The following is an 18,556-nucleotide window of genomic DNA, read 5'->3' as shown; positions in this document are numbered from 1 at the left end:
GGTAAGCCGCACCGCGCTATGCTGCAACCGCCCGAATGCCGCAGGACGTCTATTCGGGGCAGACAAGATTCTGCCGCGGCAGGCCGCTGCCGGTCAGACCCGTATCGGCGATCTGAACGATTTCCGCCAGATCGCTGTCCGCACCCAGATTGGCAACCGCATAGGAGGCCGTCAGACTGTCTGGCGACAGTGCAACATTGGGCGTCACAACGCCTGTCGGCCCAGCAGGCCCGTAATGTGTGCCGTTCACGCGGAAATACACCGCACCACTTTCGCCCACTCGCAAAACGGCGGGCTCTTCGGTTGTTGGCACAACGAACGTGTCGCAAGCGTTCATGATGGTTTCGTAGATAACGGAACCGTCGGCGGCACGGACACGCACCCACGCAGGGCGGACCGCCACCAGCTGCACTTCCGGCGCGGGGGGCTCGACGACCTGCACGGCGGCCGGGCTTGGCCGCTCTGGCAGATCAATGGAAGCAAAATCGATACCCGGTTCGGGGGCGGGCAGCGGCGCCAAAGCACCGATATTGCCCGGTACAAGTGTCGAAATCGGTGCATCGCGCGCCACAAGCACAGGCACATCCAACGCCTGCGGACGATAAAGCCGGTCCAATGCATCAGGCGACACATTGGCCACCCCGTCTAACGCCACACCCGAGCGCAGCGTGTTGGAGGCACCGGCAAGCGGGTCAAGATCGGACACCACTACAGGCGTCTGTTCGACAGGTGCAAACTGCACCTTTTGCACTTCCTGCAAGACGGTCCAGCCGCCAAATCCCAAACCACCGATCAGCGCCACCAGCACCGCAAAGGACCCGATTGCGCGCGGTTCGATCTGTGAAAACATCGCCTCGCCTGCGGGAATGAAGGGGGTGGAGGGCTGGGAAAAAATATCATTACCAAGCGGGCCAGCGACCGGTGCGCCCCGCTTTGCCTTGATCGACGACGCCTCGGCGGACATGCCGTGCGCGGTGACAAATCCGCTTTCTTCGCAAAAGGCAGTAAAGGTCTCGTCCGGGTCAAGGTTGAGGTATCGCGCGTAAGACCGCACATAGCCCGCAATGAAACCGGGGGTGTCAAAGGCAGACGGGTCTGCATTCTCTATCGCGGCAATATAGGGGGCCTTGATTTTGAGTTCGCGCTGCACGTCCAACAGGCTCTTGCCCATGGTCGCACGTTCCCCGCGCATCAAATCCCCTAAACGCAACTCGAAGTCGTCAAAGCCTTTGGCTTCGCCCTCTCCGGCAGCGCCGTCGCGCCTGAAGCTCTTCCCGATCATCGACTGTCCCGTCGCTTTTGCTGCCCCTAGACGCCCTCAATCCGAATCGAAAATAGTGAACGCCTTCGAAACCAATAACATATTGGTGATGACCTTGCACATATTGAAAAAAGGTTAACCGGCGAGATCGGCTCGATTGAGCGCACAATGGGACCAAAGGCTGTCCAACGCGCCAACCAGCGCATCCATTTCCAGCGGTCCATGTACGGGTGACGGCGTAAAACGCAGCCGTTCTGTGCCACGCGGCACAGTGGGGAAATTGATAGGCTGCACGTAAATGCCAAAGTCTGAAAGCAGCAGATCCGACAGTTCCTTGGTATGCACCGGATCACCCACGATCAACGGAACAATGTGGCTGCCATGGTCGATAATCGGCAGCCCCAACCCCTTGAGCCGCAGCTTCAGCGTCTTGGCCTGTGTCTGGTGCTGATCGCGCAGGGACGGGTCGAGCTTGAGATGCGCCACTGACGCCGCAGCACCCGCGGCAATCGCAGGAGGCAGCGACGTTGTAAAGATGAAACCCGGCGCATAAGACCTTATGGCGTCACACATTTTTGCAGATGCCGCAATATAGCCACCCATCACGCCATAAGCCTTGGCCAAGGTGCCGTTGATGATGTCGATACGGCCCATCAGGCCGTCACGCTCGGCGACACCGGCACCACGCGGGCCATACATGCCCACGGCATGGACTTCGTCGATATAGGTCAGTGCGCCAAATTCATCGGCCAGATCGCATATCTGTTCAATGGGTCCGAAATCACCATCCATCGAATAGATCGATTCAAACGCGATCACCTTTGGCGCCTCAGGATCGTCAGCTGCCAGAAGTTCGCGCAGATGGTCCAGATCGTTATGGCGGAAAATCCGCTTGGCCCCGCCATTGCGGCGCACGCCTTCGATCATTGACGCATGGTTCAGCGCGTCAGAATAGATAATCAGACCCGGAAAAAGTTTTGGAAGTGTGCTCAAAGTGGCATCATTTGCGATGTAGGCAGAGGTAAACAGCAGCGCCGCCTCTTTACGGTGCAGATCGGCCAATTCGGCTTCCAGCTGTTTGTGATAGACGGTTGTACCGGAAATATTGCGTGTCCCGCCCGAGCCTGCACCGGTTGCGTCAATCGCCTCATGCATCGCGGCAAGCACGGCAGGATGTTGACCCATGCCCAGATAATCATTGCCGCACCAGACCGTCACCGGCGCCTCAGATCCATCTTCCTTGCGCCACGTGGCATGCGGGAACTGACCGCGCTTGCGTTCGATATCGATAAAGGTCCGGTAGCGTCCTTCCTGATGCAAACGGTCCAGTGCAACATCTAGCTTCGCGGTATAGTCCAACAGTCTTTCCTCTCACCAACTCACAAAACACCGTCGTGTTTTGAATCGTTCTAAGCGTCATATAGAGTCATTCTGCTTCGGGCAATACGCTACAAACTGTCGCTCTGGCGACATGACTAGATGTGAACACTCCGTGAAACATTGATATGGATCAATCCATCTCTGCCCGACTGCACAGACATCGACTGGCCAGATCATTGAAATGCGGGATCAATGGGCCGTTCTCAGGCCTTCAGGGCGGCTTTATGCCTATGGCCTGTGGTATCCGAAGTGGCGCGAGAGGGTCCTTCACCGCGGCATGGGCCACCGCAGAGGGGTCCGGCCGCCAATCGGCCAATGCCAGCGCCAGGGAAAGCCGGGATTGATCGACGCGCCAGGATAACCAGACCCGCCCGGACCGACGGGCCAGAAAGATCACGCCAAAGACGGCAGGCGGCACGTAGATCAACAGGCCAAAGAGCGCGTGAACCTCGAAGATTTGCCCAAACAGACTGTCCCAATAGTCCTTTGGTGACATTTTCAACAGGTCATCCAAAGGTCGCCCCTCTTCTTTTGTGCGCGCAACACGATCTTGCACCCGAGGCATTAAGAAGCCGTGACCATCGCTACGCCTTTTTGAGATTGACCGCGCTGTCATTCCTGCCACCCTGCGCGCATATCCAAACAAAGGTGACCCCAATGACACTTGACCCCGTCCTTGCCCGCATTGACCAGGACCTGCCACAGGCGACAGAGCGCCTGCTGGAATTGCTGCGCATCCCGTCGATTTCAACCGACCCTGCCTTTAAGGCCGACTGCGACAAGGCCGCCGACTGGCTGGTGGCCGATCTGCAATCAATTGGCTTCACGGCAAGCAAACGCGAAACACCCGGGCACCCGATGGTTGTGGCCCATACGGGCGGCGATGGCCCCCATGTGCTTTTCTACGGACACTATGACGTGCAACCTGTTGACCCGCTGGACCTGTGGGACCGTGACCCGTTTGATCCGCAGGTCGAAGACACCGCCAAGGGCAAGGTGATCCGTGGTCGGGGGTCATCTGACGACAAGGGGCAGTTGATGACCTTTGTGGAAGCCTGCCGCGCATGGAAGGCCGAACATGGCGCCCTGCCCTGCAACATCACGATCTTTTTTGAAGGCGAAGAGGAATCCGGCTCACCGTCACTGACGCCTTTCATGGCGGAAAACCGCGATGAGCTGACAGCCGATATCGCCCTGATCTGCGACACCGGGCTTTATGGTGACAACACGCCCGCGATCATCACCCAGCTGCGCGGCCTGCTTGGCGAAGAGTTGACGATCACCGGCGCGAACAAGGACCTGCATTCAGGCATGTTTGGTGGTCTGGCGATGAACCCCGCGCGTGTCTTGGCAAAAGTCATCGCGGCCTTGCACGACGAAGACGGACGGATCACCATCCCCGACTTCTATGACGGAGTGCCCGAGCTTTCCAACGAACTGGCCGCCGCATGGGATGATCTGAAATTCGACCACAAGGCATTTTTGGGCGAAGTCGGCCTGTCAGAACCTGCGGGCGAAAAAGGCCGCCGCCCGCTCGAGATGATCTGGTCGCGCCCCACCTGCGAAGTCAACGGCATGTGGGCCGGCTATACCGGCGACGGGTTCAAGACGGTGCTGCCATCACAAGCCCACGCCAAGATAAGCTTTCGCCTTGTGGGCACGCAGGACCCGTTGGCGATCCGTGAAAACTTTCGCAAGATGGTGCAGGACATGATGCCAGCGGACTGCGCGGTCGCATTTAGCGACCATGGCGCGTCGGCTGCAGGGCAGATGACCACGACGCATCCCGCCTTTGATCAGGCGCGCAAGGCACTGTCGGATGAATGGCCCAATGCAGCGGCCTTTGTCGGGTGCGGCGGATCGATTCCGATCGCGGCCTACTTCAAGGACATCCTTGATATGGATGCGATGCTCATCGGTTTTGGCAAGGATGATGACCAGATCCATTCGCCCAACGAAAAATACGACCTGTCGTCATTCCACAAGGGAATCAGATCATGGGCACGAATTCTGCATGAAATGACAAGCTGACCGGCGCGTCCCGTCAGCCAACCCATAGGTGGTTGGCGGGACATGACCGCTTGTGCCTCTCGCATCCTTCCAACGCGAGTGGGCGCCCCCGTCATTGCAAATGGCGCGACGGGGCATCGGTCCACGACAGATCCGGGAAAAGACAATAGATCAATGAATTCAACCACCTATCAGGTGCGTTGAAGTCTTGTCACAAATGAAATGGTAAGTGGCGCGGTTGACGGGGCTCGAACCCGCGACCCCCGGCGTGACAGGCCGGTACTCTAACCAGCTGAGCTACAACCGCGCGTAGGTTGCGGAATAGGCCAAGTGCGGGGGGGCGTCAATGGACTTTTTGCGCTTATTGTCGGAAAAATCTTCCCACGTGCAATTCGTGCATCCAGAGGCATTGCAACAGGTCCGGCACACGTGGCGCGTTCAGCAAGGGCAGAAGAGGATCAGGGGGCATGGTGGGTGATGAGAGGCTCGAACTCCCGACATCTTCCGTGTAAAGGAAGCGCTCTACCAACTGAGCTAATCACCCGATTTGCGTGATTTAGACCAGCCATCTGAGAAGTGCAAGCCTCATTCCAAAAGCTTTTGCTGACCATCCTTCAAATGATAAACACAGCCCTGCCCACCGTGGATGTTCGCGGCCTCAAGGGCCGCGTTTCCCACGACCACACAGCGCAGCACACGTGACGTGATACCATGCGTGACCAGCACGGCAGGCCCGGCCAGATCAGCAAGAAAGGCACGCACACGCACTTCCAGCGCTGCGATACCCTCTCCGCCCGGTGCCATTTCATATTGTGCGATAAACGGGTCCGGTACGTCGGGCATGGGCAAATCATCACGCAGCAGACCGGTCCAGTCGCCGACGCCGATCTCGCGCAGGCGATCATCGGTGCGGATTGTATCGGCCAGATGCGCCAGCGCAATGCCCGCAGTCTGAAAGGCCCGCCCCTGCGGGCTCGTGAAAAAGCCGAATCCCTTCAGCCTGCGGGTCGCAAGGATCTCACCCTGCCGCGCCGCATCCGTCCGGCCTTTGGCCGTCAGCGGAGAATTCAATTCACCCTGCATCCGCCCTTCGGCATTCCAAACGGTCTGGCCGTGGCGTAGAATGTAGAGTTCGGGATAGGGCATCAGATTACCGAAATTGTCAGTGTTTGCGGTCGCAAGACAAAGCACGCCACAAACGCGGTCGCAATCCTCGAATAGCTTTGAAAACAAAAAAGGACAGCGTTGCAAAAGTCAGCCACTTGAATAACAACGTGCGAAGCACAGTGAGTGTCTGGCTTGAGCCCGGAGTGACATTCAGGCATGCGGAAGCATGGAAGGCCTTCTCGGCCATCGGAGCCAGAGCGCGTGATATGCCATCGCGGGAAAGAACTGGCATCCTGCGCCAGGTCTGATCTTCGAGAGCACCTGCCCCTCTTGGCGAACTGTCCGGCCTCTCAGCTGCTCCTCGAGGTCACCACGTCTTGTTCCGAAAAACCGAGAACGACCATGCGCTCTTTTCGTTGGGGCCGAAAGCCGATCGAACCGCGTGATGTTGTCGGGGACCTTCTCGGTCTCAAAAATCGATAGGATTAAGCTGTTCTTGACGCCAACAACGCAATCCACACGGCGGGAGTCCCGAACGTTTAGGTTCCAGTTCCCCAGTGTGGCCTGTGCGACCTCGTCTTCAACGCCATTTAATAGCTTAGTAGCGTCCTGCTGGTTCAAGCTCACAAAAAGCACATTCCCGCGGAGCAGGTCGATATCGCCCCGTTCGATAGACCTGTCGTGGATCTCCTTGACCTGATTTTCAGTCAACCAGAACCCTCGGTCACCGTGACCGGCGACCTTGTTGGTGTCGCCTACCAGTGGGATCAATGCCGTTTCGAGGAAGTGAGCTTCGGGGTCCGTCAACCCATGACTGACGATGAGGACTTCGACGTCATACCCCGCGCTACGAATTTCGCGAATCTTAGCGAGTTTATGCTCGCCTTCTTTGAGGGGCGCACCGTCCGTCTCAATCTGAACATGGCTAAAACAGCGATTTCCGTTCCCTTTCCCGATGTAGAAAACTCGGTCCTTGAGCGCCCCTTCTTCGCGGGGGTCGGCCAGAGCATAGACATAAGCCGCAAGCTTTGCGGACACCATGGCGTTGAATGGCACGAGATGATCCTTCCTTTAGGGGGGTGCAAATCCAGCATCGATCAATCATGGCTGCAGATCAAGTGAGCAGGCCTTGGGAGGCGTCCGCTCTCCGCCCTGCACATCGCTGATGCTGCGAACGGCAGAAAGTTCCGCATAGTGAAGTTTGGGAATGGACAGAGTTATTCTTCTTGAAAGCCGACGAAACGATTTTAGGGCGCGGCATTGGCTCAACAGCGCGATGCTCATTTCTTTCCAAGTTACAACCAATCGGGTTTGCACGATGCAATGCAAAAAAGGGCACGGCTGCGATAGCCGTGCCCTTTGTCAACTTACCTGATCACAACTTCAGTGCGCGCGGGCCGTCTGGTTTGGGTCCGAGGACTTGAGCGCGGCAGCGGCCGCAGCTTCTTCCGCAGCTTCATCCCAGACGATCGGCTCGGGCTTGCTGACCAGCGCATGTTCCAACACTTCGGACACATGTTTGACCGGAATGATGGTCAGCCCTTCCTTCACGTTGTCAGGAATTTCGGGCAGGTCCTTGGCATTTTCCTGCGGGATCAGGACCGTCGTGATCCCACCGCGCAGAGCGGCCAGCAGCTTTTCCTTCAAGCCACCGATTGGCATCGCATTGCCGCGCAACGACACTTCGCCGGTCATGGCGATATCGCGGCGCACAGCAATCCCTGTCAGGACCGACACGATGGATGTGACCATCGCAAGACCCGCTGACGGACCGTCCTTTGGAGTTGCCCCGTCAGGGACGTGCACGTGAATGTCGATCGTGTCGAACTTTGGCGGCTTGATCCCGATTTCAGGCGCAATGGACCGCACATAGGACGATGCGGCATCAATCGATTCCTTCATCACGTCGCCCAGCTTACCGGTCGTTTTCATCCGGCCCTTGCCCGGCAGCCGCAACGCTTCGATATTCAGAAGCTCACCGCCCACACTTGTCCAGGCCAGTCCGGTCACAACGCCAATCTGGTCGCTTTCCTCGGCAAGTCCAAAGCGATGCTTTTCGACACCCAGAAACTCGGTCAGGTTGTCGGCGGTCACTTCGATCACCTCGGCCTCTTTCTTGACGATCTTGGTCACGGCCTTGCGGGCCACCTTTGCCAATTCACGCTCCATGTTCCGCACACCCGCCTCGCGGGTATAGACGCGGACCATCGACAAAAGCGCATCGTCCGACACCGAAAACTCCTTTTCCTTCAACCCGTGGTTTTTCATGACCTTGGGCAGCAGGTGCTGTTTGGCGATCTCGACCTTTTCGTCCTCTGTATAACCAGAGAGCGAGATAATCTCCATCCGGTCCAACAACGGCCCCGGCATGTTATAGCTGTTCGCCGTAGTCAGGAACATCACGTTCGACAGGTCGTACTCGACCTCCAGATAGTGATCGACAAAGGTCGCGTTCTGTTCAGGGTCCAGCACCTCCAGCATGGCCGACGCAGGGTCGCCACGGAAATCCTGACCCATCTTGTCAATCTCATCGAGCAGGATCAGCGGATTGGTCGTCTTGGCCTTTTTCAGCGCCTGAATGATCTTACCGGGCATCGACCCGATATAGGTCCGGCGGTGGCCACGAATTTCAGATTCGTCACGCACCCCACCCAAGGAAATGCGAATAAACTCGCGCCCCGTGGCTTTGGCAACCGATTTGCCCAGCGATGTTTTACCAACACCCGGAGGGCCGACCAGACACATGATCGGGCCTTTCAGCTTGGCCGACCGCTGTTGCACAGCCAGATACTCGACAATCCGTTCCTTGACCTTCTCAAGCCCGTAGTGGTCGTTGTCCAACACCTTTTGCGCATTGGCGAGGTTCTTTTTGGTGCGCGATTTCACGCCCCATGGCACGCCCAGGATCCAGTCAAGATAGTTGCGCACGACGGTTGCTTCCGCAGACATCGGCGACATGTTCTTGAGCTTTTTCAGCTCTGCATCCACCTTTTCACGGGCTTCCTTGGACAGCTTGGTTTCGGCGATCTTCGCTTCAAGCTCGGCCACTTCATTCTGGCCCTCTTCGCCATCGCCCAGTTCCTTCTGAATGGCTTTCATCTGCTCATTCAAATAGTACTCGCGCTGGGTGCGCTCCATCTGGGACTTTACGCGTGTCTTGATCTTTTTCTCGACCTGCAAGACAGACATTTCGCCCTGCATCATACCGAACACTTTTTCCAGCCGTTCGGACACGGACAGCGTTTCCAGCAGCCCCTGCTTTTGCTCGACTTCAATGCCCAGATGCCCGGCAACCAGATCAGCCAGTTTCGCAGGCTCTGTCGCCTCGCCCACAGCGGCCATCGCCTCTTCGGGGATGTTCTTCTTGATCTTGGCGTACCGTTCGAATTCAGCCGACACATTGCGCACAAGCGCTTCAACCTCGGCAGGCGCGCCGGGGATTTCGGTCAGATATTCTGCGGATGCTTCAAAGAAGTTATCGTTCGGCAGAAACTTGGTGATGCGAACACGGCTGCGCCCTTCGACAAGCACCTTGACTGTGCCATCGGGCAGTTTCAGCAATTGCAGCACGTTCGCCAGAACGCCCGCCTTATAGATGCCATCCTGTGCCGGATCGTCCTCGCTTGGATCCATCTGGCTGGACAGCAAAATCTGCTTATCGTCCTGCATCACTTCTTCGAGCGCGCGCACAGATTTTTCGCGGCCGACAAACAGAGGCACGATCATATGTGGGAACACCACAATATCACGCAACGGCAAGACTGGGTAAGATGAACTCAATGGTTCTTGCATACTCTTTTTTCCTTTTTTAGCAGAACGCCACAGTCCCGCCTGCGCAGCAACCAAGAGCGTCCCCTCTTCGCCTCTCTATGTGGGGCGAGGGTCCCCTCTCTTCAACCGGAAAATGCCAATTCGTCGAAATCGACTGGAAATAAGATACCACAGACCAATTAGCATGAAAATGTGAATGATTGGATGGGCAGGCGCGATTAGTCGCGCCGCATTTTACGCCAGTCTCCCGCGATCATTGCCAACGCCGGACAGTAGGGCAATTGCCAGATCAGCAAGGCGGGATGTCGCCCAGCGCGCGGTTTCCATGAAAATCGGCCTCCCACGCGTCAAACGCGCCCGTACTGATCGCGCTGCGCATCCCCTGCATGATATCCTGAAAATAATGCAGATTGTGCCAGGTCAGCAGCATCCCTGAAATCATCTCCTGCGCGCGGAACACGTGATGCAGATAGGCGCGGCTGTAATGGGAACAGGCCGGACAGGTGCAATGTTCATCCAGCGGGCGCGGGTCGTCGGCGTGCCGGGCGTTCTTGATATTGACCACGCCGCGGCGGGTAAAGACCTGCCCGGTGCGCCCTGACCGCGACGGCAGCACGCAGTCCATCATATCGATTCCGCGTTTGACGGCCCCGACAATGTCATCAGGCTTGCCGACGCCCATCAGATAGCGCGGCTTGTCCTGTGGCAGTTGGTCCGGTGCAAAATCCAGCACACTGAACATGGCCTCTTGCCCCTCGCCCACAGCCAGACCGCCGACTGCATAACCGTCAAATTCAATCGCGCGCAGCGCCTCGGCGCTCTGGGCGCGCAAATCCTCCTCTAGCCCGCCCTGCTGGATACCAAACAGCGCATGGCCGGGTCTGTCGCCAAACGCATCTCGCGACCGCTGCGCCCACCGCATGGACAGTTCCATGCTTTCGGTGAGGCGCTTGCGGTCCGCAGGCAGTGCAGGACATTCGTCAAAACACATGACAATGTCCGACCCCAGCAGCTTTTGAATCTCCATCGACCGTTCCGGCGTCAGGTGATGTTTGGAGCCATCAATATGGGATTTGAAAGTCACGCCCTCTTCGGTCAGTTTGCGCAGGTCCGACAGGGACATGACCTGAAACCCGCCGCTGTCGGTCAGAATAGGTTTATGCCAATTCATGAACTTGTGCAGGCCGCCCAAGCGGTCAATCCGCTCTGCTGTGGGACGCAGCATCAGATGGTAGGTATTGCCCAGCAAAATATCAGCACCGGTTGCGGCAACACTCTCGGGCATCATCGCCTTGACCGTCGCGGCAGTGCCCACGGGCATGAAAGCGGGCGTGCGGATATCCCCGCGCGCGGTGTGGATGACACCGGTCCGGGCCTTGCCATCAGTGGCATGCAAATCAAACGAAAACTTCATGAGGTCCCACATGGTACAAAATCCCAGACTTGCCAAGGGAAGACAGGCCCACACACCCAACGATGGCAGATCGCAACACCCAGCCGGGCCGCGCGAACCACGCGGTTTTCGCGTCATGGTATAGTTTGTCAAAGAACATCAGATGTTTTTGTCCTTTACCTCGCCAATTGCCACCATGGAAAAATGCGGTCCTTGGTGCAGCATGCGGCGAATGTGTCAATAGAGCCCATTCTGACAGATGTTGCGTCGCGCGCGAATGTCCGGTTGACGTTCGATGTACTTTGTCTGTCGTGTTCATCTCACAGCGTCATGATGTATTGATTGCCAGACTGACAACATGATCTGATTTCATGTCAGGGGCTGCTCGGCCTCTGCATGTTCCGCCGCCCAGATGGTAGCGTCGTCCACTGCGACAATCGAGGCCGTTGGCACAAGGTTCACATAGGCATCCGTCTCGGACACCGGTTTCGCCTCGGTCTGGGACATTCGGTACAGCGCATAAAGCGTGATCGCCAAAAATGTAAAACCAAGCACAATCCAGAATGCGAATGGACCAATGGCTTCCATAGCAAGACCCGCGACTATAGGTCCAAGGATGGCGCCCAGCCCGAAGGTAAAGACAAGACCACCCGAGATCGCAGGCATATCCTCAGCAGGCACATTGTCGTTGGCATAAGCCAGCAGAAGTGCATAAAGCGGCGTTGTCATGCCACCAGCGAAGAAGGCCGCGGCGATGATTGGAATGAGCGGATCGACAGACAGCCAGGCAGGTGGACTTTGCGCCATATACCCCATTCCGCAGGCCGCAGCGCCAAGAAACGCGGTGCCGCAAATGATCTTGCGCCGATCTATCCGGTCGGACAGCCAACCGATCGGCAACTGCATCAGTATCGCACCACCGAACAACATCGCCACGAACAGCGCGATCTGGTTGGGACTCAGGCCGATCTCGCTGCCGAAAACCGCCCCCATCCCTGATTGGCTGGCATATATGCTCCCCAGCAAGAAGATCCCGACAGTGCCAAGCGGCGAGGCATCAAAAAGGTCCTTGAGCCCGCCGGGCTTGGCGACTTGCACAGCGGGCGCAGGCTGGACCGACAGCAGGATCGGCGCGAAAGAAATGGACACCAGAATTGAGGCTCCGATAAACAGGGCCGCATTTGCCGCGTCACCCAGCGTAAGCAGGCCTTGCGCCCCGATGATGCCAAGCGTTTGCGCAAGCATATAGGCCGACAGCATCTTTCCGCGGTTTTCATTGGTGGTTGCGTTGTTAAGCCAGCTTTCCGCTACGACATAGACCCCGGACATGCAAAAACCGATAATGATCCGCAGAACCGTCCAAGACCAAGGCTCTGCCCAGAGTGTGAAAGCGATCAGGGCTGCAGAGATGAAACTACCCAGTGCAGCAAAGACGCGCACATGCCCCACCCGCTGGATCAGGGCGGGCGTTAAACGCGCACCAGAAAGGAAGCCCAGAAAGTACGCAGAGGTCACGATGGAAAGTTCGGCCGAGGAAAACCCTTCAATCCCACCACGCAGACCCATCAGGGTAAAATGCATCCCGTTGCCAAGCATGATAAGCACAACGCCCAGAAGGAGCGCCCAAACAGAAGCCATCATGTTTATCATCCGAGCGTTCCTATCACGTTGGGGTCGCAGCGATCTTGAACCAATAGGCATTTCGATGCTGCAGGTGCAGTGCTGCAGCGCCGCATTGATGCCGCTGAGCGACATTAGGTGAAATTCCCGTCAAGAAGTTGACGCCACGAAGCAAGAATAGATATGGCTCCTCACAACGTTCCTTTATTAAGTACGATATTTCCCATAAAGCCGACACTCCGTGCCGCAACGGACAAGTCCGCTTGGTCCAGCACAGCGATCCGTGCCTCAGGCCACGCCCAAGGTCGGGATTGGATCAGAACAGCATCACGGTCGGCCCGATAGTACACGACGCGGTGTCGTGAAATGCTTGGGATAAGCCGCCGCATTGCGTCAAAGATATTCACCCCAGCCTGCCGCCATCCGGCTGTACTTGGGCCACCGATCCGCTGCCCGGCATGCCAGCGCCGTAACGCTGACAAGAACCGCCAGCGGCAACTTTTTGCATCCTAGCGCAATACACACGTATTTACGGCATATTTACGCTGTCTGTACGCGGTAAATACACCCGGTCCCGCCCCTTTACGCCGCGCGCGTCAATCCCTATATGTTCGCTCAGGTATTCAGGAAGTGAAGACATGACCGACAGCAACAGCCAGATCGAAGGCGCACCTCTGATTGCGCCATCCACAACGGACCATCCCCTGTACGAGGATGTCGTACAGGCCTGCAAGTCTGTCTATGACCCCGAAATTCCGGTGAATATCTATGACCTCGGCCTGATTTACACGATCGACATCAAAGAGGATAACGCAGTCAACGTCATCATGACCCTGACCGCCCCCGGCTGCCCTGTCGCAGGTGAAATGCCCGGCTGGCTGGCCGACGCGATCGAACCCCTGCCCGGCGTCAAACATGTGGATGTGGAAATGACGTTCGAGCCGCAGTGGGGCATGGACATGATGTCAGACGAAGCCCGCCTTGAACTGGGCTTTATGTAAACGTATCCGGTTCGATTTGACGCTCATGCTGTCTGCAAGCCGCGACCTTTGATCACAATGCGGACGCCCGCCTTGTGCCCTGCCCGCCCCTGACCTATCTTTGTCACCAAAGGAGACTTTCCCATGTTCGGCATTCCCGGCAAGCAAGCGGTCAGCATCACTGACAAGGCGGCAGCGCAAATTGCAAAGCTGATGCAAAAGGACGGCCATCAGGGTCTGCGCATCGGCGTCAAGAAAGGCGGCTGTGCGGGGATGGAATATACGATGGATTACGTCACTGATGTTGATCCGCTGGACGAGGTTGTGGAACAGGACGGCGCGCGCGTCATGATCGCCCCGATGGCGCAGATGTTCCTGTTCGGAACAGAGATCGACTACGAAGTGTCCCTGCTGGAATCCGGCTTTAAATTCCGCAACCCCAACGTCGTAGACGCCTGCGGTTGCGGTGAATCAATCAAATTCGATGAAAGCCTTGGCGCAAAAAGCTAAGACGCTTATCCGGTTCTCAGATGCACATAGGTCTCTGCGTAGCGGGCCTCGAGATGGTCGCGCGCGTTGATCACCTTGCCAGAGCCTATGGGCGCCACATTCACATCGTGATTGGGATTGAAGAACAGCGGGATTGAAATCCGCTCTGCATTGGTGCCGACCACCCTGTGCGGCGTGGCCTTGATACGGCCATTGGTCCAGCTTTCCAGCATTTCCCCAAAATTGATCACGAACTCACCGGGCGGGGCTGACACGGGTATCCAGCCACCGCCACGGGTTCTGACCTCAAGCCCCGGCGATCCGTCGGTGGCAAGCAAAGTCAGACAACCGTAGTCGGTATGTGTGGCGATGCCAAAATCCTTTGCACCGGCCCAAGCGGGGCGCACGGGATAATAATTCCCCCGCAACAGCGCCATGGGGCGGTCGAACTTGTCGCGGAAATAGCTGCCATCCTCGCCCGCCGCACTGGCAATGGCACAAAGCAGATCAAGCGCAAACGCGGTGGCATCGGCATAGTAGGATTTCAGCATCCGGACAAAACCATCTGGCTTGTCAGGCCATTGGTTCGGGGCGTAGCAGGACAATTCACGCAGTGGATTGTCAGGGGTAAGTTCCAGCCCGCAATCAAAGACCTGCTTGTAATCGGGGTTGGCATCGGGATCGACACGCTCTGACCCCGGCGCACCCCACCCCAGGTTTGATCCGGTTGCGGCCATGTCATAAGCCGCCTTTTCGGACGGCGGCAAAGCAAAGAATGCGCGGTAGGCCTCCGGCAGTTCTTCCATCCGCGCGGCGGTAAACGGGGTGTTGTAGACGGTCATGAAGCCCACGCCGGTTGCAGCCGTCGCAACCTTCGCGACCGCAGCCGCGTCCCCGGCCAAAAGCGCCGCAGCATCAATGCGCGGAACTGTCTGCATTTCGAATGTCTCTCTTTTCGTTGGTGCGTGGACTTGATACCAAGATACACAACCAGACAAAAGGACAACATCATGCCCCGGAAACTCGCCGCTGGAAACTGGAAAATGAACGGGCTGCGCAGCTCTTTGGTTGAAATCCAGAAACTTGCAGAACGCCATTCCGACACGTCCGTTGACGTGCTGATCTGCCCGCCTGCAACCCTGATCGAAGCCTGCCGCGGATTGCTGTTTGATATCGGCGGGCAGGATTGCCACACCGCGCAAAGCGGCGCGCACACGGGCGATATCAGCGCGGAAATGCTCTCTGATGCCGGGGCCACATACGTGTTGACCGGCCATTCGGAGCGGCGGACCGACCATGGCGAAACCAATGCAACCGTCGCGGCAAAATCACAGGCGGCCTATGATGCGGGGCTGACGGCGGTGATCTGCATTGGCGAAACGCTGGCCGAACGCGAGGATGGCACAACGCTTGACGTCATCGACCAACAGCTTGCGCAATCGGTCCCTGACACCGCAACTGCCGACAATACCGTCATCGCCTATGAACCTGTCTGGGCAATCGGAACGGGCAAGGTGCCCAGCAGTGACCAGATTGCCGAGGTACACAGCCACATCCGCGCCCGGATGCTGGACCGTTTTGCCGATGGCGCTGACATGCGCCTGCTTTATGGCGGCTCTGTCAAGGGAAGCAACGCTGCGGAAATATTTTCCATTGCGAATGTCGACGGGGCGCTTGTCGGGGGGGCCAGCCTGAAGGCCGATGATTTCTCGGCGATCATCAACGCGCTGGAAGAAAGCTGATTCCGCGCACCTCAGCCGGACACGTCCAGCATATTGCGCAGCATGGGTACAGCCGTCAGGATGTCGGGCATTTCATCATCGGCACCCACAAGCTCAAGCAGATTGGGGTTCTCGGTCAGGATATTTCCCGCAACGACAAGCCGCGTGAGTGGTTGCGTAATTCTCAGCGCAACCACAAGGCGCGCCATCGAATCAATCCGGCGGTCTGAATTCGCGACAAGGATAATCACGCGGTAGTTGCGGCCTTCGCATTGCTCGATCAGTTCATCATGGGGCAGACCCACTGACATATCGACATCAAGACCGTCGCGGCGGAACAGATCGGCGGCCATTTCAGTCCCGAGTGTATGGTCCTCATCAGGGACCAAAGCCAGCATCGCGGGACGCAAATCGCGCCCGTCAAGGATTGCAGGACCAACGATATGTCGCATTCCCCGAATGATACGATAAAGCCGCCCGGTAGCCAGCGTCACCTGTACAAAGGTTGCTTCATCGGTATTCCACATCTCGCCAAGCTTGCGTGCAGCACCCGCGACGTAACCCAGATAAATCAGTTCGATATCAATGCCTTCACGACGCACCGACAGCATCAGCCTGTTGGCAGCCTCTTCGTCGTCCGACAACAATGCGTGACAAAGCTGATCGATATCCTCTTCGCCGGGAAGACTTCCGGAAATCGCTGTTTTCGGCATCCGAAACGCAAGCCGTCGCACAACTTCGCGCGCCATTTCCTCGACCGAGTTCGGCGGCAGCTTTTCCCCGACCAGCTTGAAATGCTGGTCAGCCCGATCGTATTCCGAGCGATCAAAGCTTTCCATGCCCAAAGACACGTCTGTCATGAACACTCCCTCCCACGTCCGTCCCCTGAATTCATCAGCGCTGCGGCGAACTGCACTGTGGTATTCTTTTGTCTGCCTTTGTTATCACAAGCGCGCCGGTCGTCAGGCGTGGCAGAAAGTCGCGGCTAACGTGTGCGCCCTGAACGGCGATGATTTGCTTGCAATGCGCCCAAGCGTCATTCAAATGACGAGACATGAAAACACTGCGACAATCCCCGACCGCCCCCGCATTCGTGCAGAACCCCTATCCGTTCTATGATGAGGCGCGCGCGGACGGCGACTTTTTCTGGTGGGACGAATACGACATCGCCTGCGCCGTCAGCCATCAGGCAGTGCAAACAGTGTTGCGCAGCAAACAGATGGGGCGGGAGTGTCCGCCAGAGCTGACCCCCGACATCCCTGCACATCAAAAACCGTTTTATGACATTGAAGCCCACTCGATGCTGGAACTCGAGCCACCCCGGCACACGCGGCTTCGTGCGCTTGTGCTGCGGGCCTTTACCAGCCGCACGATTGCGGCGATGGAAGCGGATATCACGCAACTTTGTCACCAGTTGATCGACCGGTTTCCAACCCAGCCCTTCGATCTTCTGGACGCCTACGCGCGCCCTGTCCCCGTGGTTGTGATCTGCCGCCTGCTCGGTGTACCCGAAGAGGAGGCTGACAATTTGCTGGCATGGTCCAACGCGATGGTCGCCATGTATACCGCCGGACGCACGCGCGCGCAGGAAGATGCGGCGTCGGCGGCAGCCCGAGACTTTGCCGCCTTTATGCGCGGCTACATCGCCAAGCGGCGCAAATCACCAGCTAATGACCTGATCTCGACACTGATCGCCGCGGAGGAAGCTGGCGAAAAACTCAGCGAAGACGAGCTTATCACAACATGCATCCTGCTGTTGAACGCAGGCCACGAGGCAACTGTGCATACGTTGGGCAATGGGGTCAAAACGCTTTTGGAGCAAGGCGTGCGCGACATTTCCGAGGCGTCGATCGAAGAGATTCTGCGCTTTGATCCTCCGCTGCATATGTTCACCCGCTGGGTCTATGAGGATGTCAGCGTTGCCGGGCAGTCCTTCAAGCGTGGCGACCAGATCGCCTGTCTTTTGGCTGCCGCCAATCGCGACCCCGCCGCATATGACACCCCCAACAGGTTTGATCCGGCGCGCAAGGGGCCGCAAAACACCAGCTTTGGCGGCGGTATCCATTTTTGCGTCGGTGCCCCCCTCGCCCGGCTTGAATTGCGGATTGCGCTGCGCGTTTTGCTGTCGCGTTGCCCGGACTTGCGCATGACCGAAGTACCGCGTTATGCGGATGTTTTCCATTTTCACGGGTTGGAAAAACTGATGGTGACGCGCTGACCTGTCGTGCCCGATCACAAAGGCAGCGCAACAGTCGATTTGATCTCTTCCATCGACAAAAGTGCTGTCACATTATGCACCTTCACCTCTGAAATCAGCGCCTGATAGAATGTGTCGTAGGCCCGCGCGTTCTGCACCCGCACCTTGAGAATATAGTCTATATCGCCCGCCAAGCGGTGTGCCTCTTGCACCTCTGGACGCGATTTGAGTGCACTCAGAAAGCGCCCCTGCCAGTCAGCGTCATGTTCGGATGTGCGGATCAGCACAAAGAAACAGGCCTCGAAACCCAGCGCCTCTGCGTCCAGCAAAACCGTCTGCTGACCGATGATCCCGGCTTCGCGCATCTTCTTGATGCGATTCCATACAGGCGTCTTGGAAGAGCCGATATTTCTTGCAATTTCATCCAAGGACTGGGCCGCGTCCGCTTGAAGCGCCGCAAGGATCTTCCGGTCTGTGGCGTCGATCCGGACGGTCATTCTTGATTCTCCTTGTTCATGGGACCGTCGGTCCAAAAAGCGCATCATACAGAACGCTTGTCCTTACTTGCCCCGGATGGGGCGCAACAGCAAGAACAATGTTCTATATTGGAGCAAGAAATCAGAGGTT

At 57.4% G+C, this 18,556-nt stretch carries 16 protein-coding genes and 2 tRNA genes; 5 read left to right on the top strand and 13 right to left on the bottom strand.

The window, feature by feature from the left end:
* Nucleotides 1-49: 49 nt before the first annotated feature.
* From C8N45_RS03490 to C8N45_RS03480, 3 genes are all read right to left on the bottom strand, one after another.
* Entirely contained in the window at nucleotides 50-1,282 is a 1,233-nt protein-coding gene (locus C8N45_RS03490) for a helix-turn-helix domain-containing protein (RefSeq protein WP_108384784.1), read from the bottom strand.
* A gap of 114 nt (nucleotides 1,283-1,396) precedes the next feature.
* The gene (gene hemA, locus C8N45_RS03485) at nucleotides 1,397-2,620 is read right to left on the bottom strand and encodes a 5-aminolevulinate synthase (RefSeq protein WP_108384783.1); all 1,224 of its coding nucleotides are present in this window, start codon (nucleotides 2,618-2,620) and stop codon (nucleotides 1,397-1,399) included.
* Nucleotides 2,621-2,852: 232 nt separating this feature from the next.
* Nucleotides 2,853-3,143 (bottom strand): hypothetical protein, encoded by a 291-nt coding sequence (locus C8N45_RS03480; RefSeq protein ID WP_133175930.1) that lies wholly within the window; start codon nucleotides 3,141-3,143, stop codon nucleotides 2,853-2,855.
* Nucleotides 3,144-3,298: 155 nt separating this feature from the next.
* Here C8N45_RS03480 and C8N45_RS03475 point away from each other — a divergent pair, with 155 nt between their 5' ends.
* Nucleotides 3,299-4,672 (top strand): M20/M25/M40 family metallo-hydrolase, encoded by a 1,374-nt coding sequence (locus tag C8N45_RS03475; protein ID WP_108385144.1) that lies wholly within the window; start codon nucleotides 3,299-3,301, stop codon nucleotides 4,670-4,672.
* Between the two features lie 209 nt (nucleotides 4,673-4,881).
* Here C8N45_RS03475 and C8N45_RS03470 read toward each other — a convergent pair.
* The 7 genes from C8N45_RS03470 to C8N45_RS03440 form a co-directional block, all read right to left on the bottom strand.
* Nucleotides 4,882-4,958, bottom strand: a tRNA-Asp gene (locus tag C8N45_RS03470).
* 161 nt (nucleotides 4,959-5,119) lie between these two features.
* Nucleotides 5,120-5,195, bottom strand: a tRNA-Val gene (locus C8N45_RS03465).
* A 41-nt stretch (nucleotides 5,196-5,236) separates the two neighbouring features.
* Entirely contained in the window at nucleotides 5,237-5,797 is a 561-nt protein-coding gene (locus C8N45_RS03460; RefSeq protein ID WP_108385143.1) for a histidine phosphatase family protein, read from the bottom strand.
* A 171-nt stretch (nucleotides 5,798-5,968) separates the two neighbouring features.
* Complete coding sequence (locus C8N45_RS03455; RefSeq protein WP_133175929.1) at nucleotides 5,969-6,814, bottom strand: GIY-YIG nuclease family protein; 846 nt, start codon at nucleotides 6,812-6,814, stop codon at nucleotides 5,969-5,971.
* A gap of 327 nt (nucleotides 6,815-7,141) precedes the next feature.
* Nucleotides 7,142-9,550, bottom strand: coding sequence for an endopeptidase La (gene lon / locus C8N45_RS03450; RefSeq protein WP_108384780.1), 2,409 nt, complete (start codon nucleotides 9,548-9,550; stop codon nucleotides 7,142-7,144).
* 268 nt (nucleotides 9,551-9,818) lie between these two features.
* Nucleotides 9,819-10,943, bottom strand: a complete 1,125-nt coding sequence (tgt, locus tag C8N45_RS03445) for a tRNA guanosine(34) transglycosylase Tgt (protein WP_245882529.1) — start codon at nucleotides 10,941-10,943, stop codon at nucleotides 9,819-9,821.
* A 348-nt stretch (nucleotides 10,944-11,291) separates the two neighbouring features.
* Nucleotides 11,292-12,572: an MFS transporter gene (locus C8N45_RS03440; RefSeq protein WP_108385142.1), complete on the bottom strand. Its 1,281-nt coding sequence runs from the start codon at nucleotides 12,570-12,572 to the stop codon at nucleotides 11,292-11,294.
* A 608-nt stretch (nucleotides 12,573-13,180) separates the two neighbouring features.
* Here C8N45_RS03440 and C8N45_RS03435 point away from each other — a divergent pair.
* Nucleotides 13,181-13,543 (top strand): SUF system Fe-S cluster assembly protein, encoded by a 363-nt coding sequence (locus C8N45_RS03435; RefSeq protein WP_108384778.1) that lies wholly within the window; start codon nucleotides 13,181-13,183, stop codon nucleotides 13,541-13,543.
* Between the two features lie 123 nt (nucleotides 13,544-13,666).
* On the top strand, nucleotides 13,667-14,032 hold the full coding sequence (locus C8N45_RS03430; RefSeq protein ID WP_108384777.1) for a HesB/IscA family protein: 366 nt from the start codon (nucleotides 13,667-13,669) through the stop codon (nucleotides 14,030-14,032).
* A gap of 5 nt (nucleotides 14,033-14,037) precedes the next feature.
* Here the strand turns inward: C8N45_RS03430 and C8N45_RS03425 are convergent, their stop codons facing one another.
* Nucleotides 14,038-14,949, bottom strand: a complete 912-nt coding sequence (locus C8N45_RS03425; protein WP_108384776.1) for an isopenicillin N synthase family dioxygenase — start codon at nucleotides 14,947-14,949, stop codon at nucleotides 14,038-14,040.
* A 72-nt stretch (nucleotides 14,950-15,021) separates the two neighbouring features.
* On the opposite strand from C8N45_RS03425, the gene tpiA reads away from it, so the two are divergent.
* On the top strand, nucleotides 15,022-15,753 hold the full coding sequence (tpiA, locus tag C8N45_RS03420; protein ID WP_108384775.1) for a triose-phosphate isomerase: 732 nt from the start codon (nucleotides 15,022-15,024) through the stop codon (nucleotides 15,751-15,753).
* Nucleotides 15,754-15,764: 11 nt separating this feature from the next.
* On the opposite strand, the gene C8N45_RS03415 is transcribed toward tpiA, so the two are convergent.
* Nucleotides 15,765-16,592, bottom strand: a complete 828-nt coding sequence (locus tag C8N45_RS03415) for a cobalamin B12-binding domain-containing protein (protein WP_108384774.1) — start codon at nucleotides 16,590-16,592, stop codon at nucleotides 15,765-15,767.
* 194 nt (nucleotides 16,593-16,786) lie between these two features.
* On the opposite strand from C8N45_RS03415, the gene C8N45_RS03410 reads away from it, so the two are divergent.
* Nucleotides 16,787-17,950, top strand: a complete 1,164-nt coding sequence (locus C8N45_RS03410; protein WP_108384773.1) for a cytochrome P450 — start codon at nucleotides 16,787-16,789, stop codon at nucleotides 17,948-17,950.
* Nucleotides 17,951-17,964: 14 nt separating this feature from the next.
* Here C8N45_RS03410 and C8N45_RS03405 read toward each other — a convergent pair whose 3' ends face one another.
* Complete coding sequence (locus C8N45_RS03405) at nucleotides 17,965-18,426, bottom strand: Lrp/AsnC family transcriptional regulator (RefSeq protein ID WP_108384772.1); 462 nt, start codon at nucleotides 18,424-18,426, stop codon at nucleotides 17,965-17,967.
* Nucleotides 18,427-18,556: the final 130 nt, after the last annotated feature.

It is taken from the genome of Yoonia sediminilitoris, from assembly GCF_003058085.1.
GTDB lineage: Bacteria > Pseudomonadota > Alphaproteobacteria > Rhodobacterales > Rhodobacteraceae > Yoonia > Yoonia sediminilitoris.
Note: the sequence above shows the minus strand (reverse complement) of the source record. Positions and strands in the feature narration are given on the sequence as shown.